This is a genomic window from Pedobacter cryoconitis, assembly GCF_001590605.1.
GTDB classification, from domain to species: domain Bacteria; phylum Bacteroidota; class Bacteroidia; order Sphingobacteriales; family Sphingobacteriaceae; genus Pedobacter; species Pedobacter cryoconitis_A.
Map to the genome: position 1 here is coordinate 42750 of NZ_CP014504.1, position 24379 is coordinate 67128.

The window sequence follows — 24379 nt, forward strand, 5'->3', positions numbered from 1 at the left end:
GTTATGGGCAAAGAAAAAACCACCGTTCAGTCTCCTATTGTTGTGGGATTGGACATCGGTACCACAAAAATCTGTGTGATAGTTGGTCGCAGAACACAGCATGGCAAGATTGAGGTTTTGGGTATTGGGAAAGCAGAGTCTGCGGGCGTAACCCGTGGTGTGGTTTCCAACATACAGAAAACTGTACAGGGTATTTCACAGGCCGTTGAATTGGCGAGCGGTCAGTCCAATGTAGAAGTACGTGTGGTAAATGTTGGTATTGCTGGTCAGCATATCAAGAGTTTACAACACCGTGGGATCCTGACAAGAAGAGAACTGAACAATGAGATCAGTAAAAAAGATCTGGATAAGTTAATTGATGATATGTTCAAACTGGTTATGCCCCCGGGAGAAGAGATTATCCATGTACTGCCTCAGGAATTTACTGTCGATAATGAACCAGGAGTTAAAGACCCGATCGGTATGGCAGGCGTTCGTTTAGAAGCGAATTTCCATATCATTTCTGGTCAGGTAACTGCGGTGAAAAATATTATGAGATGTGTAACCAATGCTGGTTTACAAACTCAGGAACTGATTTTAGAGCCGCTTGCGTCTTCTGAATCTGTTTTAAGTGATGAAGAAAAAGAAGCTGGAATTGCTTTAGTGGATATAGGTGGTGGTACGACTGATATCGCTATTTTCCACGAGGGTATTATCCGCCATACAGCGGTTATCCCTTTCGGCGGAAATAGTGTAACTGAAGATATTCGTGAAGGCTGTTCAGTGATGAGAAATCAGGCTGAATTGTTAAAAACACGTTTCGGTTCTGCTTTAGCTGAAGAAAATAAAGAAAATGAAATTATTTGTGTACCAGGTCTGCGTGGCAGAGAACCTAAAGAAATTTCAGTAAAAAACCTCGCTTATGTGATCCAGGCCCGTATGGAAGAAATCATTGAGCATGTTTATTATGAGATTAAATCTTCTGGTTATGAGAAAAAACTAATCGGTGGTGTAGTAATTACTGGTGGTGGAGCGTTATTAAAGCATCTCTCTCAATTGGTTGAATATGTTACAGGACTGGATTGTCGTGTAGGTTATCCGAATGAACATTTGTCGAAATATGAGGATATGCCAAAAACTATTTATGATGACCTGAAAAGCCCGATGTACGCGACCAGTGTTGGGTTGCTGATTAAAGGTATTCAAAAAGCTGAAGAGTTGATTGAAGAGTTAAAGCAGCCTGGTGTTTATGTCGAGAGACCAGCAGTTGTAAAAGATAAAGTGAAGCGCCCGGGAGGTGGATTATTTGATAAATTATTGGCAAAAACCAAAGATTTTATCAAAGACGACATGAACGTAAGCGATGAGGATTATATAAAACCGTAATATTTATCCACAATGGACGATTTTTCCACATTTTTAACACTTGTGGAAAACGTGTGTTGAAAAAGTGTTAATATTACAATGAGAGATGAACAGGTAAAACCAATTTTTAAGTAACTGATTCATAAATATATGTATTTTGAAATGTTAAAAGATAAGTCATCAATCATCAAGGTAATTGGTGTTGGTGGCGGTGGTGGTAATGCGGTTAACCATATGTACCGTCAAGGAATTGCAGGTGTAGACTTTATAATCTGTAACACTGATGCCCAGGCATTGGAGTTCAGCCCTATACCGAATAAAGTACAGTTGGGTGCAAGTTTAACCGAGGGAATGGGTGCAGGCTCAATTCCGGAAGTGGGGAAAAATTCGGCTATTGAAAATATAGACGATATCAAAAGCATGTTAGGCAGTACTACAAAAATGCTGTTTATTACTGCGGGTATGGGTGGTGGAACAGGTACGGGTGCTAGTCCCATCATTGCGCAGGCAGCGAAGGAACTTGACATTTTAACTGTTGCTATTATTACAACCCCTTTCTCTTTCGAAGGTAAAAGACGTAAGATGCAGGCCGAAGATGGTCTGGATGAACTGAAGAAATATGTGGATTCTTATCTGGTTATTTCCAATGATCGTTTACGTGAAATATTTGGTAACCTGACTTTAGGTTCCGCTTTCGCCCAGGCAGATGATATTTTGACTACTGCGGCAAAAGGTATTGCCGAAATCATAACGGTTCCGGGTTATATCAACGTGGATTTTAAGGATGTACGTACAGTAATGAAGGACAGCGGTGTCTCTATCATGGGCAGTTTTGCCTGTGAGGGTGAAAATCGCGCATTGAGTGCTGTTGAAGGTGCATTAGCTTCTCCACTGTTGAAAGACAATGAGATTGAAGGTGCGAGATACATCCTGTTAAACATCAGTTCTGGTTTGAAGGAAGTTACGATGGATGAAGTGGCTATTATCACGGATTATATCCAGGATAAAGCTGGTTTAACTGCCGATCTGATCTGGGGTAACTGTATTGATGAAAACCTGGGTGAAAAACTTTCTGTAACTATTATTGCGACAGGCTTCCAGACTACAGAGCAACGTGCACACGATAAAAAGAACGTTAAGAAAATTTCTTTGCTGACTCCTGAAGAAGCCCCGCTGGTAAAACCATTAGAACCTGTTAACTCTTTTATTGAACCAAAAGCAGGTGCTTATACGAATGAGCCAGTGATGAAACTGAAAGATGATCTGAAACAATCTGATCTTTTCGGTGATATGTACAGCGGAAATAGAAACAGAAGAGATGATGCTGATAGCGGTATCATCAGACATACTTTAGTAGAAGAAGAATCTACTCCTGCTGAAAATAAACAAGAAGCAGGGACTGATTTTGAACTGAAAACGTCGGAGACTGATTTTGTTTTTGAAACACCTAAATCAAATTATAACGAACCGGTTGCTGCTCAGCAGGAAGAGGTTGTTGTACCTGGTCTGGATGATGATAAAAGTGATGAGTCTATTGAAGATCAGCTGAAAAAATCTAAAGAAAGAATTATGAGGCTGAAAGATCTGAGCATGAAATTGCGTACAACCAATGGATTGCAGGAGCTTGAAAACGAGCCTGCTTATAAACGTAAACAAACACAATTACAACAGGTACAGCATTCTTCGGAATCGCAGGTATCAAGGTTTACATTAAGCAATGATGAAGAAGGCAGTACTGAGATCAGACCTAACAATTCATTTCTTCATGATAACGTTGATTAATCAACTGGTATAGAAAAAGAAATTAAAAGCCTTAGCAATTAAATTGTTAAGGCTTTTTTGGCATAATAATGGATTGCTGGACAGCGGGATTACTGGTTTTTTGGCAATCTTGTATTTCAGCCCCAGAAAGCTTAAATTTGCATAAAATAATAAGACAACTTAAAGACAGATACATTGGATATTTTTGAAAAGATAGCAAAGCATATGGGCCCGCTCGGGCAACACCAAAAATGGTCACATGGATATTTTTCCTTTCCGAAGTTAGAAGGAGCCATTGCGCCGCATATGAATTTTCGGGGTAAAGAACATTTGGTTTGGAGTTTAAATAATTATCTGGGATTAGCGAATCACCCGGAAGTAAGAGAAGCGGATTCAAAAGGTGCAGCAGATTTTGGTATGGCTTACCCGATGGGGGCCAGAATGATGTCTGGAAACTCTAAATATCATGAGCAATTGGAGCAGGAGCTTGCAGAATTTGTAGGTAAACCAGATGCATTCCTGCTAAACTATGGTTATCAGGGCATGTTATCTATCATTGATTGCCTGGTAGATAGAAATGATGTAATTGTTTACGATGGAGAATGCCATGCTTGTATTATCGATGGTTTGCGTCTTCATTTAGGTAAACGTTTTGTTTATAAACATAATGATATTGAGAGTGCCCGCAAACAACTGGAGCGTGCTACTAAATTGGTAGAAAGTTCTGGTGGTGGTATTCTTGTAATTACTGAGGGTGTTTTTGGTATGTCCGGTGCACAGGGTAAACTGAAGGAAATTATTGAATTGAAAAAAGACTTCAATTTCCGGCTGTTAATTGATGATGCACATGGATTTGGTACTATGGGTAAAACCGGTGCCGGAACACATGAAGAGCAGGATTGTATTGAAGGTGTGGATATCTATTTCGGAACATTTGCAAAATCAATGGCTGGAATCGGTGCTTTTGTTGCCTCTTCAGAAGAAATAACTAATTTCTTCCGTTATAACATGCGTTCTCAGACTTTTGCAAAAGCATTGCCAATGCCAATGGTAATTGGGCTATTAAAGCGCTTAGAGCTGCTTAAAAACAATCCTGAGCTGAGAGAAAAACTTTGGAATATTGCAACGACGCTGCAAAAAGGATTAAGGGCACGTGGTTTTGATTTAGGGATTACCAATACCATGGTTACCCCAGTATTCTTAAAAGGGGAATTATTACAAGCTACAGCATTGACGATGGATCTTCGGGAGAACTATAGTATCTTTTGTTCGATTGTAGTCTATCCGGTTATTCCTAAGGGCTTAATTGAACTTAGGCTGATACCAACTGCAATGCATACTTTAGAAGACGTTGAGCGCACGCTGGAAGCTTTTAGTGAAGTTGCTGACAAGCTGAAAAGCGGCTATTACAATGACAATAAATTCAGCCCTGAATAGCTCATTTCTATAAATAAAAAAAGGCCCTTCACACAACTGTAAAGGGCCTTTTTTGTTTTGCTTATTTTGTATCTTATTGTTTTTCAGCGATATATCTTCTATTTTTTGATGAATTTGTGAATAACCCTGCTTTTTGTGGATAAAAACAGGGTTTTATAGGTTCTAAATATGCTATTAATCTTTCATTTATTAGAATAAAGCGCTTACATTAGTAATTGAGTATTAATCAACCCTAAAAAATAAACCAAAAGGTAATTAGAAATGAAAAAATTTGATGAGTTAAAGAAGCTTGTTACCACATTAGAAGCTGATGCAGACAAGTTTTACAACAAAGCCAACAGTGCTGCCGGAACGCGTGTACGTAAAGGGATGCAGGATCTTAAAAACATAGCTCAGGCTATCCGTTTAGAGATTCAGGAGACCAAAAACAAAGAGGCTTAAACCAATTTCTTGTTTTGAATTTTATAGCGCCCCGGGTAGTACCGGAGCGCTTTTTTGTTAAGTGCAGGTCTTATAGACTAATTTGTTTGATTTGAGTACTGATCAGCTGAGACAGGCGCCCGGATGGTGGGACTAATGGTAAGCGTACCTGATCACTACAAATGTTGAAGTATTTTAAAGCAGCTTTAATCCCTGCAGGGTTACCTTCTTCGAAAACTAACCGCGTGAACTCAATTACTTTCAGATGGAGTAGCTGAGCAGCTTTAAAATCACCTTTCAGCGATAACCGGATCATTTCTGAGAATAAAAGTGGGAATGCATTTCCAATGACAGAAATTACGCCCACTGCTCCTAAGGAGATCATGGGTAAGGCCACAGGGTCATCACCTGAAATCAATAAGAAATCTGCTGGTTTATCTCTCATAATCTGATTGAACTGATCAAAACTTCCTGAAGCTTCTTTCGTTCCGATTATATTTTTGCAGTCTACTGCTAAACGGCAGGTTGTTTCTGCACTCACATTGCTTGCGGTACGGCCGGGTACATTATAAAGCAATACATCCAGGTCTGTAGACTCACTGATTGCTTTGTAGTGTTGATATATGCCTTCTTGTGTTGGTTTATTATAGTATGGGCTTGCCGAAAGTATTGCGTCGTAACCTGAGGCATCAAATTCTTTGATTTCCTGAATAACTTCTGCTGTGTTGTTACCGCCGATACCGGCAATCAATGGTAATCTGCCGTTATTTATTTCTGCTGTAAATGCCCAGATCTTCTTCTTTTCGTCCTTATTGAGTGTTGCTGTTTCACCTGTAGTACCCAATGATACCAGGTATTCTACCTTCCCGTCAATCTGGTAGTTGATCAGTTTTTTCAAACCGTCGTAATCTACCGATCCGTCTGCGTTAAATGGTGTAACAAGAGCTACACCCGTTCCATGAAATTTGTTCATTTTTTTAATCTTTATTCAACATCTCTAATAAGTCGTTCTCCGAAATCAGGGGAACATTCAACTTTTGGGCTTTCTCTAATTTTGAGGGGCCCATATTATCACCTGCAAGCAGGTAATTCAATTTAGCAGAAATACTACTTAATATCTTTCCACCATTGTTTTCGATCAGGTCTTTCAGTTCTTCTCTGCTATATTGTTCAAAAACTCCCGAAATTACGAATGTTTTTCCAGTTAATTTGTCACTATCCAGTGTTATTATAGTCTGAACAGTCTCGAATTGTAGCCCATGTGCTTTTAACAGGTTAATCTGATCAATATGAGCCTGTTTACTGAAGTATTCCAGGATACTTTCTGCTATACGGCCGCCAATTTCATCAATTGCTGTTAGTTCTTCGAGCGTGGCAGCAATTAAGCGGTCGATGTTTCCTGTTCCAATCGCTAATTTCTTCGCAACTGTTTCACCAACATACCTGATTCCCAAACCAAAAAGTACTTTTTCAAAAGGCATCTGCTTGGACGATTCTATGCCTTTTAGCATGTTTTCAATAGAACGTTCACCGAATCTTTCTATATTTTTTAATTCTTCAGCTCTGTCTTTTAAAGTATATAAATCACTGATATGGCCTAATAAACCTCTATGATAAAAAGATTCTATAGTTTCATCACCCAGTCCATCAATGTTCATCGCCTTTCTGGAAATGAAATGCTGGATTTTACCCACAATCTGCGGACGGCAGCCTTCATCATTCAGGCAATAGAAAGCAACTTCGCCCTCTTTACGAACCAGCGTAGTCCCGCATTCAGGACAGATTACCGGATAAATAACCCGTTGTGCACCATCTTTTCTCTTCTCCTGGTTAACCTCAATGATTTTTGGAATAATCTCACCGCCTTTTTCTACAAAAACACTGTCTCCAACATGCAGATCCAATCTTTCAATTTCATTGGCATTATGTAAAGTAGCGCGCTTAACGGTTGTTCCTGCAAGTTGTACTGGTTTTAAGTTGGCTACCGGAGTTACTGCTCCGGTGCGTCCCACCTGGTAACTCACGCTTTCCAGGATAGTTTCTACCTCTTGTGCTTTATATTTATAAGAGATTGCCCAGCGTGGAGATTTAGCTGTAAATCCTAATTCCTGCTGCTGGGTAAAGCTGTTTACTTTGATCACAATACCGTCGATGTCATAGCTGAGTTTGAAACGCTCATTTTCCCAGTAATGGATAAATTCCAGTACTTCTTCAATGTTGCTGCTCAGTTTAGTATGTTCTGAAACATGAAACCCCCATTTATTAAGTTTCTGCAAACTTTCCCAATGTGTTTTGGAGTATTCTTTTTCAGTATGTAAGGAATAAAAGAATGCATCCAGAGGCCTTTTGGCAACTTCTTTAGGGTCTTGCATTTTTATAGTGCCTGAGGCAAAGTTGCGTGGATTTGCATAAGGTATTTCTCCTAGTTCTTCCCTTTCTTTGTTCAGTCTTTCAAAAGCTGCGCTGTGCATTAATATTTCTCCCCTGATTTCAAATAATGCAGGGGTATCTGCCTTTTTCAAGTGATGGGGGATATTACTGATTGTTTTTACATTGGCAGTGACGTCATCGCCTTTGGTTCCATCTCCACGGGTAACTGCTCTTAACAATTTGTTATCCTGGTAAGTCAGACTAATAGAAAGTCCGTCAAATTTCAATTCACATACATACTCAAAGTTGTCACCTATTGATTTTTTGATCCGTTCGTCGAAATCACGCAGATCTTGTTCATTATAGGTATTACCTAAAGACAGCATTGGCCATCTGTGTTTAACGGTAACAAAGTTTTTAGTGATATCACCCCCAACTTTTAAAGTCGGAGAGTCCGGATCAGCAAATTCGGGATGTTCTTTTTCAAGTTTCCCCAATTCTTCTAGTTTCTTGTCAAACTCGTAATCTGCAATGGTTGGCATTGCAAGTACATAATAATTATAACTGTGCTGGTTAAGTTCATTAACCAACGCTTCCATAGTGTCTTTAATAGTGGATTGCGACATAAGGCGAAGTTACTAAATCGGCTGATTTGCTTGTTTATTTTGCTTGTTTTTTTTGTAATTAGAAGGATTGTCCGGCAAGCTCTTCTTCGATCTGATCGAATATGGTCATAAAACCATGTTTGTCCAGCTGTTGCTTAAATTCTTCAAGCTTCAGTGTTAGAATCTCCTGCTGCTTTTCTGCAAATGGATTGAGCCATAACCGCATACAAATACGGTTCAGTGCATAGGTAATATTTTCAATTTTCTCATAGCTGAACAGATACTCGTTGGAGATGAAATTGTCCAGAAATTGAGCAAAACGCTGCTGATCTGTTAAGCCTGCATACTTTAAAAAGCCGGTTAAGGATTCGGTATGGGCTCCAGCGAGTTGCTGATAAAAGAGAGCGGTATTTACTTTGTTCTGAGTTAAAAGCAGGTGATCAAGGATAAGTTCCAGGCCAATATGTGCTAAAAAAAAAGGCTTTACCGGGCCAGTTTGTAAGGCTGGCAGGATCAGTTGTTTGAGTATAGCGGTCTGTTCCTTGAAAAACACGGATGAATGAAATAAACGATCTACTTCCAGGTGTCTTTTCCATCCGCTAAGCAAGGCAGCATAGTCAGGTACATCCCTAAAAAGATACTCGTCTTTTTGGGGATTGAGGTTCCAGTCTTTGTCTGCATTTTTAATGAGGTCGGGCAATACTACACCCATCACCATATAATCATTGGAGTTTTGCCGTTCAAAATAAAAGTGCGAAAGAAAGTTCATCTTTTTAAAAATAGGGATTTTTTAATAAGAGAGCCGGGGAAATAGCCCAAATAGCCCATAATTATTTATACCTGACAAGAATCTGTCCAAGATCAGCTTTTATCGGCTGCTAAGTTTAAACGGTTTCTTATCTTTGCCGAAATTATAAAGCGATGACCAATTTTGTTGACGAATTAAGATGGAGAGGCATGTTACATGATATCATGCCCAATGCAGAAGATAAATTAAATGAAGGCATGTGCTCAGGATATATAGGTTTTGATCCTACGGCTGATTCGTTACATGTTGGTCACCTGACACAGATTATGACATTAATCCACTTTCAACGCGCTGGGCATAAGCCTTATGCATTGGTTGGTGGTGCTACTGGTATGGTTGGAGATCCGTCAGGTAAATCTGAGGAAAGAAACTTACTGACTGAAGAAACATTGGCTCATAATCTGGATGGAATTAAAAAACAGCTGAACCAATTCTTAAACTTCAGCGCTGAAGGTAATGGTGCTGTGATGGTGAATAATGCCGATTGGTTTAAAGGGTTTAGTTTTCTTGATTTCATCAGAGATGTAGGTAAACACATCACTGTGAATTACATGATGGCCAAAGACAGCGTAAAAAAACGTTTAGAAGGTGATACTGGTATGTCCTTTACGGAATTCAGTTACCAGCTGATCCAGGGTTATGATTTCTATTACTTATGGAAAAATAATAACTGTACGATCCAGATGGGTGGCTCTGATCAATGGGGCAATATTGTGACCGGAACAGAATTTATCAGAAGAAAAGACAGAGGGACGGCTTATGGATTGACTACACAACTGATCAAAAAGGCGGACGGTACTAAATTCGGAAAAACGGAAAGCGGCGCGATCTGGTTAGATCCTGAGAAAACTTCTCCTTATAAATATTACCAGTTCTGGTTGAATGCGACAGATTCGGATGCCAGGTCATGGATACGTATCTTCACTTTGCTGACGCAGCAAGAATTGGAGAAATTGGAAGCAGAGCATGATGCAGCACCTCATTTAAGAATTTTGCAGAAAGCATTGGCTACTGATATTACCGTCAGAACACACTCGGAAGCTGCTTTAGAAACAGCGATAAAAACTTCAGAATTCTTGTTCGGTAATGGTTCTTTGTCCTTTTTAGAGCGCCTGAGCCCTGCGCATATCCTGGAGATATTTGAAGGTGTGGCTCAGTTTGTAATTAGCCGTGAAGAATTAGCGTCAGGTATTGATGTAGCTACTTTACTGGCAGAAAAAACGACAGTATTCCCATCTAAAGGAGAAGTGAAGAAAACTATCCAGGGTGGTGGATTGAGTATTAACAAAGAAAAAGTAGCAGAGGTTACTGCCAGTTATACGGTCAGCAACCTGATCAATGATAAATATATTATCGTTCAGAAAGGTAAAAAGAACTATTTCCTGTTAATTGCGGAATAGTTTACTGAACCAAAAGGTTACAACCTCTGATGTCTGCATTGTCAAAACGGCCAAGTACTTCAAAGGAACCGCCAGGCAATAACCGGCCCAGATCTTGCGTAGCGATGAACGAGCAGGAGTTGATATTGGCAAGATCAATAATGTTGATGCCTCCTGTCTGATTAGAATTGAGGAGTGTTAGGGGATCATTTGTATCCCTTAGCACAATCTTCATCCAGTTTGGACAATCAAATACACCTTCTCCCGAAGAATAAGCTTGTGAAAGCAGTTCAGTCATACCATACTCACTATGGATGGCATTCACTCCAAATCCACTTTTTAATACTTCGTGTAGTTCTTCTCTGACCATTTCTTTCCTTTTTCCTTTCATACCGCCTGTTTCCATCACGATTAATTCGGGAAAGTTTAATTGATAGGCTTCAAGAAAATCGAGCAGGGCATAGGTAACGCCAATTAACAGCGTTGGCTGACCTGCCTTTTTTAAGGCAGTTAACTTTTGGAAGAGTTCTTCGTGGTTATGTAAAAAATAACCGCTATCGGGATGTTTGCTTTGATTCAGCAATGCATCAATCATATAGATCAGCGAAGAACCATCTCTTTCCAGGTACGAAGGAAGCAAAGCCAGCAGACAAGTGTTTGCTACCTGGCCATAGAACTGTTCAAATGCTTTATTAAAGCTCTCTTCATATACGCCTAAATCAGTCACGAAATGTCTACTCTGTATCATGCCTGTAGTTCCGGAGCTGCTGAAAATAATTTCCTCCGGATCAGTATTACTGACTACCCGGTGGCTTTTAAAAAAGCTGATTGGCAGATACGGGATATCAGCAACCTGGGTGATCTGTTCAGGTTTGATATTCAGGTGCGTGATAAACTGATGATAGGGTACACAAAACTCCGCCTGGTGTTTGAACACGGCCAGCGCAGTTTCATTAAACTGTTGTTCGTCGCGGATAGAAAATATTTGAGGAATTAAAGCTTTCACGCCGCAAAAATACATAAACAGATCATTAGATAAATTTTATGCGGTCGTTTTTTTAACCAGTACTGCTTTTCTGAACTGGTAACCACAGTAACCGCTTACCGCAGCTACAAAACCACCTAACAATGCTGAAACTAACAGCACTAACCACCAGGCATGAAGGCCAAACATCTCTGCCACGCGCGAAACCAGCAGGTTATGATTCGGCAGGCTCTGATATAAAGCGACGCCTGTCCATAATAGTGCAATTGCAAAGAAGGGTTGCCACAATGATAATTTTGCTGTTTTACCAATTAATCCGCAGGTAGCAAAGGAAAGGATGACAATGATCCACCAGGGTAAAATCATTTGTAATAAAAAAGAAGCGATAAGTATAACGAGAAAGACCATGTGCTATTTTTTAGAAATTTTTAAACGAGAAAGAACTTTGCCCTGCTTATCTTCAGCTGATTGCATCAGATAGAGGTCATATAATTTACCATCTGCCCAGGTATTGAGCATGTCATCATAGAAAAAACTACCCGGATTACCAGATTGTCCACCTGGATATACACCGTGACCTTTGGGAGTTTTTCCAAGCTCAACGATCATCCTCCACGAAGGGCCATTTTTTTCACTCAAAGCATTAATTGTACTTTTTGCTCCTCCGATCATGAGTGTTTCCGAGCCCATTCCCGGTATGTTGGCTAAATGAGGTACATGGGTCTGTTTCACATTGGCCCATTGCCATCTTTTACCGATCGGCCCGTATTTTCTTTCCAGGCTATCACAGGTATATTTGAAAGCTTCATTAACCAGGTCATTCAGGGTTTCCTTTTGTGGGGTATTGACGTTATCGAACCATTTTGAACCCGGATCTTTTAAAATCAATTCTACAGTCCGGTCTTGGGATGGATAGCGCATGGGTATGGAGGCAATCGTAAATTCGTCATCCCAAATGTCAACAAATAAACGTTTAGTCCACATATCGAAAATACTTCCCCCGATTGCTTTTGCTGAAAAGAACTTATCCCATTTTGTGGTGATCTTCAATGCTTCTTTTTGTGTTGCATTGAGTTTTGCCGGGTCAATTTTTGAAAGCAGTGTTGGCAGCAGGTCCTGTGCCAGAATACTGTAACTGTCACTTTGCATGATCCGGATACTATCGGCAGTTGCTTTTGTCATTACTTTTAGCCTGTCATTAATTCTCTTGCCGCGGTCATAGGAACCAAATACCCAATTGATGTAATAGGGGTAGGTCGGATCTGTAGAGGACTGATTTGCTGAGCTTACAAAGTTTCTTTCCGGATTTTTAACCGTAGGGTTCTGTGCATAAGGTATCCATCCCTGCCAGTCATTTTTAGGATCAGATCCATCGAGTATAAACTTGCCCTGATCTTTCCATTTCAAAGGAAATTTTCCATTTGCTGTAATGGCAATATCATTCGCAGAAGAAGCAAAAATAAAGTTTTGGGCAGGTGCTGTATAGTAAGTGAGTGCTTTCCGGTAGTCATTGTAGTTTTTACCTCTGTTCAGTAAATAGAAAGTCATCAACTCATTGGATTTATCATGAGCGATCCAGCGCAATGCATTACCTGTAGGCACATTGTTGGCCATACTGAACTTTTCTGGTTTCTGGAAATAAACAACTGGCCCATGGTGGGTATAAAAAACGGTATCTATTTCATTTTTAGCACCTCTGATTTTTATCGTTTCCAATCTTACGGTAGTGTTTTTCCACGCGTTATTATATTTATACTGTTTGTGCGTTTCATCTTTGAATTTGATCTGATAGAAATCCAGTACATCTGCGGCAACATTGGTTACGCCCCATGCGATATCTTTATTGAAACCGATTGTGATACCTGGAGCGCCCGGAAGCGATACCCCATAGGCATTAAGGCCAGGTGCATTTAATTGGATCTGGTACCAGATGGAAGGTAATGTCAAATTCAGGTGTGGGTCATTGGCAAGAATAGGATATCCTGAAGCTGTTTTTGCACCAGAAAGTGCCCAGTTATTGCTGCCAATTCCATCTTCCAGTACCTTGGTTTTTACTTTTCCTGTGGTCGCCTCATTGAAAATGGCAGGAGCTTGCGGAACCTGCAGGGGTTTGAAATCCCACTTTGTACCTACGGGGATAATCGGATCTTCACGGAAGGGGTAATCAGGGAATAAATCAGCAGTTACTTCGGGGCCATATTTTTTCATGATGTTGCTCATGTAAAATTCATCTGACCCCATAGCCAGGACTGCAGACATTTGTTTAAGCAGCAAGGCGCATTTAAGCGGTGTCCAGTCTTCGGGTGTAAAATCCAGGATCTTATATTCTAAAGGAAGTTGTGCAGTGGAAAGTGAGTGTATATAGTCGTTGATCCCAGCGGTATAAGCATCAATCATAATTTTTGATTTCGGGTTTTCCATCATTCCTTTTAAAGAATTTTCGGCTCCGTAAACCATGCCCATCCGGCGTTGGTACCTATCGACTTCAATTGCTTTAGCGCCTACTACTTCAGAGAGCCTGCCGGCTGCAAAGCGTGTCTGGAAATCCATCTGCCATAAACGGTTCATTGCCGTGATATATCCTTGCGTATAATAAACATCATGGTCATTTTTAGCAAAGATATGAGGGATCATACGGTCATCGAATACGACCTCCACAGCATCTTTAGTCCCTTTAAGACGAATTGCACTATTTTTTGCAACAGTCATCTTTTCTGCATTCTGCCAGAAACCAGTAAAGGGATTAAGGAATTTTAAAAGTGGGGGCAGGGGACCAAATTTGGTGTTTAACACAAAGGCTAGCAGTATAGGTATAATAACGCAAATGAATGCTTTAAATTTGTTCTTCATATTTGATTGAATTACCGGTTATAGAGTTTGGTATCCTATGGCAATTTAATATAAAACTGGATTGATTGCTAATCTTAATCTTCTTTGTGATTTTCAGCTGAAGATGGTTGCTGGTTTGTTCAATAAAAGGCTAAATAGATTCAGCTAACGCTATTTTGATCTGGATGTGTGAAATTTCTGTTAGAATTATATCTGAAAAATCTTGTGTTTTGGCATAATAATTAACACTTTAGCTAGGTCAATCAGACATTTTATACATACAAACAGATTACGGAAACCTTTTTATGGAAGAATTCGAAGAGCAAGGAAACGAAATAACGGACAACGAAAATATCAAGGAAATCGTTGAATCCACTATTCAACATTTAAACAATCCTGTATTAGCTTTAAAACCGATAGTTAAGAAATATCTTACCAGAGTTCAGGAAGTTCGTCAGGATGGGAATAAATTTTTCTTCTCAGACGGAGAAGCCAGTGTAGAGGTAAGAGTAGTGAGTAATGAAATTATACGGGTCAGGCTTGCACCACACAGTGTTTTTCTGGAAGATTTCTCTTATGCTGTTCCAGTTGTAGATCAGAAAGTAAGTACTTTCAGGTTAGATGATGAAGAAGATTATTATGCAATTGCAACCAATACGGTGACTTGTAAAATCAGGAAAGAAGATTTTCATATTTCGTTTACGGAGAACCTGTCCCAGTTAGTGATGAGTGAAGACGCCTCTCCGATGCACTGGGAAGAAAATGCAGATTTTGGTGGTTATTATGTTTTTGCAACTAAAAAGTGTTTTCCGGAAGAGAACTTTTTCGGCCTTGGTGATAAATCGGGAAATATGAACCTGCGGGGCCGTCATTTTCAAAACTGGAATACTGATGCTTATTCTTTTGGGTGGGATCAGGATCCTTTATACAGAACAATCCCGTTTTATACAGGTGTACATCAAAAATCTGCTTACGGTATTTTCTTTGACAATACCTTCCGCTCTTATTTTGACTTTGGTAAAGAAGACAATGAGAAGACCAGTTTCTGGTCTGATGGTGGTGAATTACAGTACTATTATATCCACGGGCCACATATGATGGATGTGGTAAAACGTTATCAGACTTTGACTGGAACACATCCTATGCCGCCTAAATGGGCTTTAGGTTACCATCAGTGCCGCTGGAGTTATTATCCGGAAACGAAGGTAAAAGAAATTGCAGATGGATTCCGTTCCAGGGATATCCCTTGTGATGCGATTTATTTCGACATTGATTATATGGATGGCTACCGCTGTTTTACCTGGAATAAAAAGCACTTTCCTGATCCAAGGAAAATGATCAAGGAACTGGCTGACGATGGGTTTAAAACCGTGGTGATGATTGATCCTGGTATTAAGGTCGATGATAATTACTGGGTTTTTAAAGAAGGAAAAGAGAATAACTATTTCTGCAGAAGGAGTGATGACTATTTTATGGAAGGTCATGTTTGGCCAGGCAGATGCCAGTTCCCTGATTTTACGAATCCGGCGGTAAGAGAATGGTGGGGTGGATTATATAAAGAGCTCGTAGATATGGGCGTTGCGGGCGTATGGAATGATATGAATGAGCCAGCGGTATTCGGTGCAGGAACTTTTCCAAACGATGTACGTCATAATTATGATGGGCACAGAGGTTCACACCGCAAGGCACATAATGTTTACGGGATGCAGATGGTACGTTCAACTTATGACGGCTTAAAGAAGCTGATGCGCAATAAACGTCCTTTTACAATTACCCGTGCAGGATATGCTGGGATGCAGCGTTATGGTTGCGTCTGGACAGGTGATAATGTAGCGAGCTGGGAACATTTAAAAATAGGAAATATACAGTGCCAGCGGATGTCCGTTTCGGGAGTCCCTTTTTGCGGAACTGATATCGGAGGATTTAGTGGAGAGCCAGATGGAGAGTTATTTACCAGATGGATTCAGTTAGGCGCATTTTCTCCATTTATGCGGGCACACTCTGCGGGTGATACGGCTGAAAGAGAACCATGGAGTTTTGGAGAGCCTTATACAGCGATCAACCGTAAGTTTATTGAGCTGAGATACCGTTTGATGCCTTATCTGTATTCTGTATTTTGGGAGCATCACCGTTATGGTTTCCCGATCCTGAGACCTTTGGTGATGTTGGAACAAGAAAATGTGAGCAATCATTTCAGACAGGATGAATTTGCGTATGGAGATAAAATATTGGTATGCCCGATTTTAGAACAAGGCGCCATTTCAAGAACTGTTTATTTACCAAAAGGACAGTGGTATAATATCTGGACGCATGAATTACTTGACGGCGGAAATGAACATTTGGTAGATGCACCATTAGAAACCATGCCTATTTTTATTAAAGCGGGGTCAGTTATTCCAGAGTATCCGGTGATGCAGTATGTGGGAGAAAAAAATGTGGACGAGGTATTGTTGAATATCTTTTATGCGAACTATGAAGTGAATTCATTTTTCTTTGAAGATCATGGGGACACTTTTGCATATGAGCAGGATATTTATTCGGAGAAAAAGTTCACGGTTAAAGGAAATGACCGCCGCCTGCTGATTCAGCAGAAACTGGAAGGTTTGTATACGCCGAATTATGAAACCTATAATTATAACTTAATTGGCATTCCTTTTGGAGTTAAGAAAGTCATCGTAGACGGATTGGAAATTAAAGACTATTTTACTGACGATAGAAACTGCTTACGTTTTAAAAGCAATAAAAACTTCTCTGTAATACAAATTCAGGGAGATATATAAACCACAGGTTTACACAGACCAGAACAAGCTGCGTAAACCTGTTTGTTAATGAATAAGAGCGGGCATTTCCCAGAAGGAAGCATTTTGAACTAAATATAATCCCTTAAAATAATGGCTAAAGCGAATCAGGGTAAACCTGTTAAAGAAAATATTGCCGTATCTGCAGATGCACCTGTCTGGATTTTTAGTTTACTGACAGACTTTGACGTCGCTTTGTTTATCTCAGGCAAACACTTTCGTTTGTATGAAAAAATGGGAGCACATCTTTTAAATGTAAACAATACCGAAGGAACTTATTTTTCAGTATGGGCGCCGAATGCGCATGATGTATACGTGACCGGAGATTTTAACAAGTGGCAGACAACTTCACACCGTTTATATAAACGACTGGATGAATCGGGGATCTGGGAAGGCTTTATTCCTGCATTAGGAAAAGGGACAGTCTATAAATATTTTATTAAAGGATTTGACGGTAAAGATTACGAAAAGGGAGATCCTTTTGCGACCCGTTGGGAGCATCCGCCACAAACGGCTTCAGTGGTCTGGGATACTGCGTATGCCTGGAAAGATAAAACATGGCTTAAGAAACGTCCTGTATTAAATGCATTGGACAACCCAATGTCCGTTTATGAAGTCCATTTGGGTTCATGGCAGCGCGATCCTTCAGAGCCTGATCGTATTTTAACTTATAAAGAAATAGCAAAGACCTTAGTTCCATATGTGTTGGAAATGGGCTTTACCCATGTTGAGCTGATGCCGATTATGGAATACCCTTATTATCCATCCTGGGGTTATCAGATTACCGGATATTTTGCGGCCAGTTCCAGACATGGAACCCCGCAGGAACTGATGTACCTGATTGAACAGTTTCACAAAAGTGATATTGCAGTAATTCTGGACTGGGTACCTTCACATTTCCCTGGCGATGCGCATGGATTGTTCCATTTTGACGGAACACATTTATATGAGCATGCTGATATGCGTAAAGGCTTTCATCCGGACTGGAAGTCATATATCTTCAATTATGACAGAAATGAAGTGAGGTCTTTCCTGATTAGCAATGCAATGTACTGGCTGGATCAGTTTCATGCAGATGGCTTGCGTGTAGATGCTGTAGCTTCGATGTTATATTTTGATTTCTCCCGGAAAGCCGGAGATGCAGCAACCAATGAATTTGGCGGTTCAGAAAACCTGGGCGCTATTCAGTTTCTAAAGGATCTGAATGAATCTATTTATACGAATTTTAAAGGTGTACATACGATTGCTGAAGAAAGCAGTACCTATCCCGGTGTAACACATCCGGTAGCTGAAGGAGGCCTGGGTTTTGGGATGAAGTGGATGATGGGCTGGATGAATGATACACTGAAGTATTTCAAAACTGACCCGATAGACAGAAAGTATAATCACCATCAGCTTACTTTCAGCATTACCTACGCGTTTACTGAGAAGTTTATGCTTCCATTTTCTCATGATGAGGTAGTCCATGGTAAATCGTCTATGATTTATAAAATGCCAGGTGATGAGTGGAGAAAACATGCAAACCTGCGTCTTTTATATGCTTATATGTTTACTCAGCCTGGAACTAAACTTCTTTTCATGGGCAATGAGTTTGCGCAGAATGGGGAATGGAACTTTACAAATTCGCTGGACTGGGATCTGCTGCGTTATAAATCTCATTCAGGAATGCAGACGTATGTGAAAGCACTGAATAAGCTATATCGGACAGAACCGGGTTTGTATGATTTTAATTTTTCTCCTGAAGGATTTGAATGGATCAGTGCAGATGATAGTGACCACTCTATTTACGTCTACACGCGTAAAGGGCATAAAGCTAAGGATACACTGATTGTAATTTTAAATATGACCCCTGTATACAGGCAGAATTATAAAATAGGTTTGCCATTTAAAGCATCCTGGAAAGAAATCTTCAATAGTGATGCAACGGAATATTTTGGTAGTGGTAAACTCAATAAGACTGCTTTTGTGCCAGAAGCAAGCTCAGCAAACGGTAGAGACTATTCCATTTCGATCAATATTGCACCTTTAGGCGCAATGATATTAAAAACGGTCTGACACATGGAGATCTGGATAGAGACAGAAAGGTTAATACTCAGAGAATATGTAGTAGCAGACTATAAAGCCGTCCATGAATACGCGAGCCAGGAGAAAATCCTGGTTTACGAAAACTGGGGGCCTAATACGGAGGCTGATACCTCAAAATTTATTGCAGAAGCCCTGAAGTTGAAAGCAGCTGTACCCAGAGTGAGTTTTGAACTGGCCATTATATTAAAAGAAGAAAACAGGCTGATTGGAGGCTGTGGTTTCAGGTTTGATTTAAAGGAAGCCCATAAAGGAAATTTAGGCTATATTATTAATCCATTATATTGGAGAACCGGATATGCTAAAGAAGCTACAAATGCTTTGATTCAATTTGTAGCTTCTGAATTAGATGTAAAGACTATTGATGCAACTTGTGATGTTTTAAACCTGGCCTCTCAGGCTGTATTAAAGCATTGCGGGTTTTTCAGGATCAAGTTGATCAAAAAACATTTTGAGATGAAAGGAAGAGTCAGGGATACTTTCGTTTACGAGAGAAATACTTGAATAAGCCAGTAACCAGGCCCAGCCAGCTGTAAATCGAAAAGACCATAACCCGTGTGAGGTTCAGCTTTTTCATTGAATCAGGTAACTTATGCCTAATCTATAATTCAGTGGATCACCTAAACCACCGGTAACGGTGCTTGATCTGCTGCCTGTGAAGTAACGTTTATCTGTTAAATTGTAAGCATTCAGCTGGATATTGTATTTGCCCCTGCGGTAATTAAGCGCAGCATCAAAAACCGTATAAGAAGGGAATATAAAATTCTGATTCGTAATCTGACCCACCTGATCACTGACATATCGTACGCCGGCAGCTATCCCAGTTCCTTTCACTGCACCTTTTGCCACATTATATTTAAGCCATAAATTGGCAATATGCTTTGGGGCATTGCTAAAGCGGTCACCTTTTTTACCAAATGTACTTGTACTTAAAATCACATGATTGTTATAGGCATATCCGGCTATAATATTGAAATTCTGAATCGTACCTGTGGCTGAAAATTCTATTCCATTGCTTCTTGTCCCTTTTAATGCTTCCTGACGATGAGAATTCTCTTCTGTAGGTGCTGAGGCGAGAATATTTGCATAATTGATCTGGTAAAGGGCTACGCTGGTTGCAATTGCATTGTTAAAGAAATCACCCTTATATCCGATTTCATATTGTGTCGCTCTGCGGGTAGGGAAAGGGCCACCAGATAATACATTATTAGAAGTTTGTGGATTAAATGATTTTAAAAAGCTGGCATAAACTGAAATGTTGGTTGCAGGTAAATAGACTAACCCGATGCGGGGAATCAATCCTGAAGCCTGCAGTTCATCCCCTTGTTTATTATCTCTTGCTGAAAGTGGGGTCTCTTTCGCATGATAAGAATCATAGCGCATGGATAACAATGCTTTGATCTTTTCACCAATGCTGACCTGATCCTGAACATATACTCCGATAAGGTTAGTTATTCTTTTATTATCATCTGATTCCTGCGCTTTAACAGAGCCGGCAGGTGGATCCAGGCTGTAATCAGGATTGAAGATAGAAATGCGTGTAGCGGGCTTATATTGATAGTCATTTTTAGTCCAGCCATAGCGGTTATAATCAACTCCTGTAATGATATGATGATTAAGCAATCCTGTATTAGTTTGATAAGCTAAATAAGCTGTAGTCTGCAAGCTGAAGCGACTGGTTTCCCAATCTTGATAACTACGGCTGATCGAATCATTTCTTATTTTACCTACCGGGATGTGATCCGTATAATCCAGTTTGCTATTCACTGCGCGATGTATTGCTGTCAGTTTTAATTTATCGCTGAATTGGTGGTTAAAGGTCAATGTAGCCGATATATTGTCAGTTTTTCCATAATCAGTTGGACTTTGTATAGTCAGGTTATCCGGGTAATAATTGAAATCAAAAGTTCCGTCAGGATTGGTCCGGATATAAGTTCCATTATCATACTGCTGATTCGTTTTTTGGTGTGCATAATTAATTTCTAAATTCAAATCAGTACGGGCAGAGAACAGATAGGTAAGCGAAGGTGCGATAAAGATGTTTTCTTTATCCTGGTAGTCTCTGAAGCTTTTTGATTTATCGTACCCGATGATTGCGCGGTAAAGTAGTTTTTTGTTTTTAGAAAAGGGGCCTGTTAAATCGGCCGATAGTCTTTTGAAATCCCAGCTGCCTATAGCTACATCAAATTCATAGCGTTCTTTAACCTGAGGCTTTTTAGTTACGAAATTAACAACACCACCCGGTGAACCTTCACTAAATAACGCGCCTGATGGTCCGCGTAGTAGTTCTACACTTTCAATGTTATATAATAAAGGCTGCTGGCTCCACAGGAATAAATTTCCACGGATCCCATTGTAGAGTAGGAAACTTGCGTCAGTAGGAGAGTAGGCTGTAAAACCGCGGATGCTAAAAGAGCCATTTCCGTTATTGGCTTTCATACCGGTAAATGAGTTGGAGATTTCATTTAATGTAAAGGCTTGACGGTCTTTAATTACCTGATTGGAAACGATCTGTACGGATTGCGGAGTCGTTAACAATGGAATATCCATTCTGGTAGAGGTGTTGGAGTTCGAGATTTTATAGCGGTTTTTAATTCCGCTGACTGCAACCTCATTCAGCTCCTGTTTGCTTTTTGAAAGCTGTAAATTAAGCTTCAGTTTTTTACCGGATTCAATGACCAGATTTTGTCTGGTCGCGGTATAACCCACGTTAGAAACAATTAAGACATAGGTTCCTGCCGGAATGTTCTTAAAGCTGAAATTCCCATTCGCATCGGTTATCGTTTTGAGTTTTGTATTTTGAAAAACCACATTCGCACCCGGGATAGGTTCATTTTCAAATGAAATAATATTGCCATGTAATGATCCTGCAGGCAGTTGGGCATAGAGCTTGCAGGTAGAGAAAAGTAAAAATATAAAGAGAAAAACCTTGATTTTCATGTGCTTTAAAGGGTTTTGATAGCGTATCGGCAGCTGCAGATACGCTATCATTGTATATAATTCGGATATATATAATCAGCAGATAGCCGATTATTGGCGCAGCTTGAAAATGCAGCACATAGCAGTCCATCAGTTTGCTGTAAACAGCTCAATACAACAACCTGCTGTACAACGTAATTAATTCACGTTATTCGGCAGAAAAGAGGGAATACCAATAAAAATTAAGCGAAAACCCCCTGGGGCGGTCTGAAGATATCATTATGAAAAGAGGATGGTTTGAAATGAAGATAAAATCTGTTGAAGTTATCTTTTTGCGCAGTCAGAAGAAAGCCTGTAAACCTAAGTTTGTTTAGTTTGCAGAAAAATAAGACGTTTGTGTTTTCCTGATTTTGGTTTCTTTGCTTTTGCTCATTGTCTTCGGCTTGTTTTAGCTTTTTAGCTAAAATACACCTGCCGTTACAATGCATTTCAGGTCTGTTTTTATTTTCGCAAAGTACAGTTGAAATATAATTTGCATTTATTTTAAAAGATAACGTTATCCACAGTTTGTTAAAGGATTGTGAGGCAATGATAACGAGTAATAAAATGCAGACCGATCTTCTCAATGACTATGCTTTTAATATGCGGCAAATGTACCATTTTTTTGCGAAACGGGCATAGATGCTGTCAATGACCTAAATATAAAGCGATTGAGCAATTTCGGGAAGGATGTTGTCCGTTTCGGGGGAAATATGCTTTATCAAGTTAGACTAAAGATGCATTTTCGTACAAAATAAATAAGAAACCTTTTTTTTATCCTGACTATATTTGCCTCAATGAAAACAACGCTTCCCACGAAAAATCTATTAAAAGTAAGCTGTTGTATTTCTCTGGTGATTTGTCTCTTCTCTTTTAGTTCTGCTTTTATGGAGGGGGAGGCTATTCAAGGCGCACTATACAGGTCATTTATATCTTTCTTTTTGTTGATGCTGATCAGTGTCGTGAATACTTGTTTACTTTTGATTTTCAGGACAGAGCGTGATACAACGGGTCAGAATTGTTCAATCTGGTTTTACATTTCAAGTTTCCTCATCAGTACACTGGTGATGTGGACGGTGTATAATCTTCAAAATTACCTGGTTCAACAAGGGATCTCAGCAAAAATGATAGTGGTCAGGGTTAAAGGGGATATCATCTATCTTTATATTTTACTACAGGGATTATTTGTCAATAGTATATTACTGCTGCTGCAAAATTTCATTCTTATACAAGATGCCAATAATAAAGCGCAGATAGAAAATTCCCGTTTAAGTGCGGCAAGCTCAGAGGCAGCTTATCAATTGTTACAGCAACAGATTCAACCCCATTTTTTGTTTAATGCGCTCAATATTTTGAAGTCCCTGATCAAAAAGAGTCCGGAAAGGGCTGAGGATTATCTGTTGCGGTTGTCAGACTTTTTAAGGGTATCTGTATCAGGAAATAAACACGGACTGGCTACCTTAAATGAAGAAGTGAAATTAGGAATAGATTATCTGGAGATGCAGAAAGTCCGTTTTGGTGAAGCTTTGCAATTCTCCTTTGTGCTTACAAAATCAGATAAATTCCTGCCTGTTTTTTCCTTACAACCTTTACTGGAAAATGCGATTAAGCACAATGAGCTTACGGATGAAGATCCGCTGATTATCGAAATCAGGCAGGAAGGTGATTATATCTTAGTGCTTAACAATGTGAAGTTAAGAGCTGTAACAGAGTACTCTACTGGGAGTGGTTTAGCAAATCTTGCAGAGCGGTATAAGTTGTTGTCTGGTGATGAGATTGACATCAAAGATGATGGTAAATTCTTTTCAGTGCGTTTAAAAATTTTAGAGAATGAAAATCATAATTATAGAGGATGAAAAATTAACGGCTGAGGATCTTGCGGATGTGATTCTGAAATTACAACCGGATGCGCAACTGGTTACTTTTCTGAAATCCGTTAAAGAGGCTGTGGCTTATTTTCAAAACGCGCCAGCGCCAGACCTGATTTTTAGTGATATTCAGTTAGGGGATGGGTTGAGCTTTGATATTTTTAAAGCTGTAAACGTTGCTGCGCCTATAATTTTTTGTACTGCTTATGATGAGTATGCTTTAAATGCTTTCAAAACAAATGGTATTGATTATATTTTAAAGCCATTTACAGAAGCAACTATTGCACAGGCTTTGAATAAATATCATGCTTTACGCAGAGGTTTTTCTGATCAGCGTGTATCATATGATGCGCTCTTTGACCTTTTTGTGAACAAGATACCACAAAAAACTTCGTCTATACTGGTCGCTTATAAAGACAAAATTATTCCCATTAAAACAGAACATATTGCCTTGTTTTACATTGCGAATGAAGAAACGCGGCTGTTAACCTTTGATCAGCAGAGCTACGTGCTGAATAAGAAACTTGAAGAGCTTGAAAAATTGTCTGGTGATGATTTCTTCAGAGTAAACCGTCAATATCTGGTCAACCGGAAAGCTGTTAAAGACGCGGCTCATTTTTTTTCCCGTAAGCTGGTTGTTAATCTTTCGGTTTCTTTCAAAGAGCCGATCACAATCAGTAAGGAAAAGACTCCTTCATTTCTGGATTGGCTGGCCAGAAAATAGGTACAGGTTTA

General features: G+C 39.7%; 17 protein-coding genes. 10 read left to right on the forward strand and 7 right to left on the reverse strand.

What is annotated here, in order from left to right:
- Positions 1-3 precede the first annotated feature (3 nt).
- The 4 genes from ftsA (at position 4) to AY601_RS00200 (ending at position 4983) form a co-directional block, all read left to right on the forward strand.
- Entirely contained in the window at positions 4-1365 is a 1362-nt protein-coding gene (gene ftsA / locus AY601_RS00185) for a cell division protein FtsA (RefSeq protein ID WP_068395018.1), read from the forward strand.
- A 129-nt stretch (positions 1366-1494) separates the two neighbouring features.
- Positions 1495-3126: a cell division protein FtsZ gene (ftsZ, locus tag AY601_RS00190; RefSeq protein ID WP_068395019.1), complete on the forward strand. Its 1632-nt coding sequence runs from the start codon at positions 1495-1497 to the stop codon at positions 3124-3126.
- A 174-nt stretch (positions 3127-3300) separates the two neighbouring features.
- Positions 3301-4542, forward strand: coding sequence for an aminotransferase class I/II-fold pyridoxal phosphate-dependent enzyme (locus tag AY601_RS00195; protein WP_068395021.1), 1242 nt, complete (start codon positions 3301-3303; stop codon positions 4540-4542).
- Between the two features lie 261 nt (positions 4543-4803).
- Positions 4804-4983 carry a histone H1 gene (locus AY601_RS00200; RefSeq protein WP_068395023.1) on the forward strand — a complete coding sequence of 60 codons (180 nt, stop codon included), beginning with the start codon at positions 4804-4806 and terminating at the stop codon, positions 4981-4983.
- Positions 4984-5053: 70 nt separating this feature from the next.
- Here AY601_RS00200 and dapA read toward each other — a convergent pair whose 3' ends face one another.
- From dapA to AY601_RS00215, 3 genes are read right to left on the reverse strand one after another with little or no spacing between them, the layout of a single operon-like run.
- Entirely contained in the window at positions 5054-5935 is an 882-nt protein-coding gene (gene dapA, locus AY601_RS00205) for a 4-hydroxy-tetrahydrodipicolinate synthase (RefSeq protein ID WP_068395025.1), read from the reverse strand.
- A gap of 4 nt (positions 5936-5939) precedes the next feature.
- Positions 5940-7958 carry an NAD-dependent DNA ligase LigA gene (gene ligA, locus AY601_RS00210; protein ID WP_068395027.1) on the reverse strand — a complete coding sequence of 673 codons (2019 nt, stop codon included), beginning with the start codon at positions 7956-7958 and terminating at the stop codon, positions 5940-5942.
- Positions 7959-8016: 58 nt separating this feature from the next.
- Positions 8017-8706 (reverse strand): ACP phosphodiesterase, encoded by a 690-nt coding sequence (locus tag AY601_RS00215; RefSeq protein ID WP_068395030.1) that lies wholly within the window; start codon positions 8704-8706, stop codon positions 8017-8019.
- 152 nt (positions 8707-8858) lie between these two features.
- Here AY601_RS00215 and tyrS point away from each other — a divergent pair, with 152 nt between their 5' ends.
- Complete coding sequence (gene tyrS / locus AY601_RS00220) at positions 8859-10145, forward strand: tyrosine--tRNA ligase (RefSeq protein WP_068395032.1); 1287 nt, start codon at positions 8859-8861, stop codon at positions 10143-10145.
- A 1-nt stretch (position 10146) separates the two neighbouring features.
- Here tyrS and AY601_RS00225 read toward each other — a convergent pair whose 3' ends face one another.
- From AY601_RS00225 to AY601_RS00235, 3 genes are read right to left on the reverse strand one after another with little or no spacing between them, the layout of a single operon-like run.
- A complete protein-coding gene (locus tag AY601_RS00225; RefSeq protein WP_068395034.1) occupies positions 10147-11145 on the reverse strand; it encodes an acyl transferase in 999 nt (332 codons plus the stop codon).
- A 21-nt stretch (positions 11146-11166) separates the two neighbouring features.
- The gene (locus AY601_RS00230) at positions 11167-11517 is read right to left on the reverse strand and encodes a hypothetical protein (protein ID WP_068395036.1); all 351 of its coding nucleotides are present in this window, start codon (positions 11515-11517) and stop codon (positions 11167-11169) included.
- Positions 11518-11520: 3 nt separating this feature from the next.
- The gene (locus AY601_RS00235) at positions 11521-13959 is read right to left on the reverse strand and encodes a penicillin acylase family protein (protein WP_068395038.1); all 2439 of its coding nucleotides are present in this window, start codon (positions 13957-13959) and stop codon (positions 11521-11523) included.
- 284 nt (positions 13960-14243) lie between these two features.
- Here AY601_RS00235 and AY601_RS00240 point away from each other — a divergent pair, with 284 nt between their 5' ends.
- The 3 genes from AY601_RS00240 (at position 14244) to AY601_RS00250 (ending at position 19322) form a co-directional block, all read left to right on the forward strand.
- Positions 14244-16718, forward strand: a complete 2475-nt coding sequence (locus AY601_RS00240; protein ID WP_068395042.1) for a glycoside hydrolase family 31 protein — start codon at positions 14244-14246, stop codon at positions 16716-16718.
- 111 nt (positions 16719-16829) lie between these two features.
- Positions 16830-18791: a 1,4-alpha-glucan branching protein GlgB gene (gene glgB / locus AY601_RS00245; RefSeq protein ID WP_068395043.1), complete on the forward strand. Its 1962-nt coding sequence runs from the start codon at positions 16830-16832 to the stop codon at positions 18789-18791.
- Positions 18792-18794: 3 nt separating this feature from the next.
- Positions 18795-19322 (forward strand): GNAT family N-acetyltransferase, encoded by a 528-nt coding sequence (locus AY601_RS00250; RefSeq protein ID WP_068395044.1) that lies wholly within the window; start codon positions 18795-18797, stop codon positions 19320-19322.
- 69 nt (positions 19323-19391) lie between these two features.
- Here AY601_RS00250 and AY601_RS00255 read toward each other — a convergent pair whose 3' ends face one another.
- Entirely contained in the window at positions 19392-21758 is a 2367-nt protein-coding gene (locus tag AY601_RS00255) for a TonB-dependent receptor (RefSeq protein ID WP_068406967.1), read from the reverse strand.
- A gap of 815 nt (positions 21759-22573) precedes the next feature.
- Between AY601_RS00255 and AY601_RS00265 the strand changes: the two genes are divergently transcribed.
- Together AY601_RS00265 and AY601_RS00270 are read left to right on the forward strand one after the other, a co-directional pair.
- Positions 22574-23632 carry a sensor histidine kinase gene (locus AY601_RS00265; RefSeq protein WP_084358995.1) on the forward strand — a complete coding sequence of 353 codons (1059 nt, stop codon included), beginning with the start codon at positions 22574-22576 and terminating at the stop codon, positions 23630-23632.
- Positions 23607-24368 carry a LytR/AlgR family response regulator transcription factor gene (locus tag AY601_RS00270; protein ID WP_068395052.1) on the forward strand — a complete coding sequence of 254 codons (762 nt, stop codon included), beginning with the start codon at positions 23607-23609 and terminating at the stop codon, positions 24366-24368. Before AY601_RS00265 ends, AY601_RS00270 begins: the two co-directional genes overlap by 26 nt.
- Positions 24369-24379 lie beyond the last annotated feature (11 nt).

What these genes read in the sequence shown, in the direction of transcription:
- ftsA (WP_068395018.1), top strand. Translation starts at nt 4, where the DNA reads ATGGGCAAAGAAAAAACCACCGTTCAGTCTCCTATTGTTGTGGGATTG.
- ftsZ (WP_068395019.1), top strand. Translation starts at nt 1,495, where the DNA reads ATGTATTTTGAAATGTTAAAAGATAAGTCATCAATCATCAAGGTAATT.
- AY601_RS00200 (WP_068395023.1), top strand. Translation starts at nt 4,804, where the DNA reads ATGAAAAAATTTGATGAGTTAAAGAAGCTTGTTACCACATTAGAAGCT.
- dapA (WP_068395025.1), bottom strand. Translation starts at nt 5,935, where the DNA reads ATGAACAAATTTCATGGAACGGGTGTAGCTCTTGTTACACCATTTAAC.
- ligA (WP_068395027.1), bottom strand. Translation starts at nt 7,958, where the DNA reads ATGTCGCAATCCACTATTAAAGACACTATGGAAGCGTTGGTTAATGAA.
- AY601_RS00215 (WP_068395030.1), bottom strand. Translation starts at nt 8,706, where the DNA reads ATGAACTTTCTTTCGCACTTTTATTTTGAACGGCAAAACTCCAATGAT.
- tyrS (WP_068395032.1), top strand. Translation starts at nt 8,859, where the DNA reads ATGACCAATTTTGTTGACGAATTAAGATGGAGAGGCATGTTACATGAT.
- AY601_RS00225 (WP_068395034.1), bottom strand. Translation starts at nt 11,145, where the DNA reads ATGTATTTTTGCGGCGTGAAAGCTTTAATTCCTCAAATATTTTCTATC.
- AY601_RS00230 (WP_068395036.1), bottom strand. Translation starts at nt 11,517, where the DNA reads ATGGTCTTTCTCGTTATACTTATCGCTTCTTTTTTATTACAAATGATT.
- AY601_RS00235 (WP_068395038.1), bottom strand. Translation starts at nt 13,959, where the DNA reads ATGAAGAACAAATTTAAAGCATTCATTTGCGTTATTATACCTATACTG.
- AY601_RS00240 (WP_068395042.1), top strand. Translation starts at nt 14,244, where the DNA reads ATGGAAGAATTCGAAGAGCAAGGAAACGAAATAACGGACAACGAAAAT.
- glgB (WP_068395043.1), top strand. Translation starts at nt 16,830, where the DNA reads ATGGCTAAAGCGAATCAGGGTAAACCTGTTAAAGAAAATATTGCCGTA.
- AY601_RS00250 (WP_068395044.1), top strand. Translation starts at nt 18,795, where the DNA reads ATGGAGATCTGGATAGAGACAGAAAGGTTAATACTCAGAGAATATGTA.
- AY601_RS00255 (WP_068406967.1), bottom strand. Translation starts at nt 21,758, where the DNA reads ATGAAAATCAAGGTTTTTCTCTTTATATTTTTACTTTTCTCTACCTGC.
- AY601_RS00265 (WP_084358995.1), top strand. Translation starts at nt 22,574, where the DNA reads ATGAAAACAACGCTTCCCACGAAAAATCTATTAAAAGTAAGCTGTTGT.
- AY601_RS00270 (WP_068395052.1), top strand. Translation starts at nt 23,607, where the DNA reads ATGAAAATCATAATTATAGAGGATGAAAAATTAACGGCTGAGGATCTT.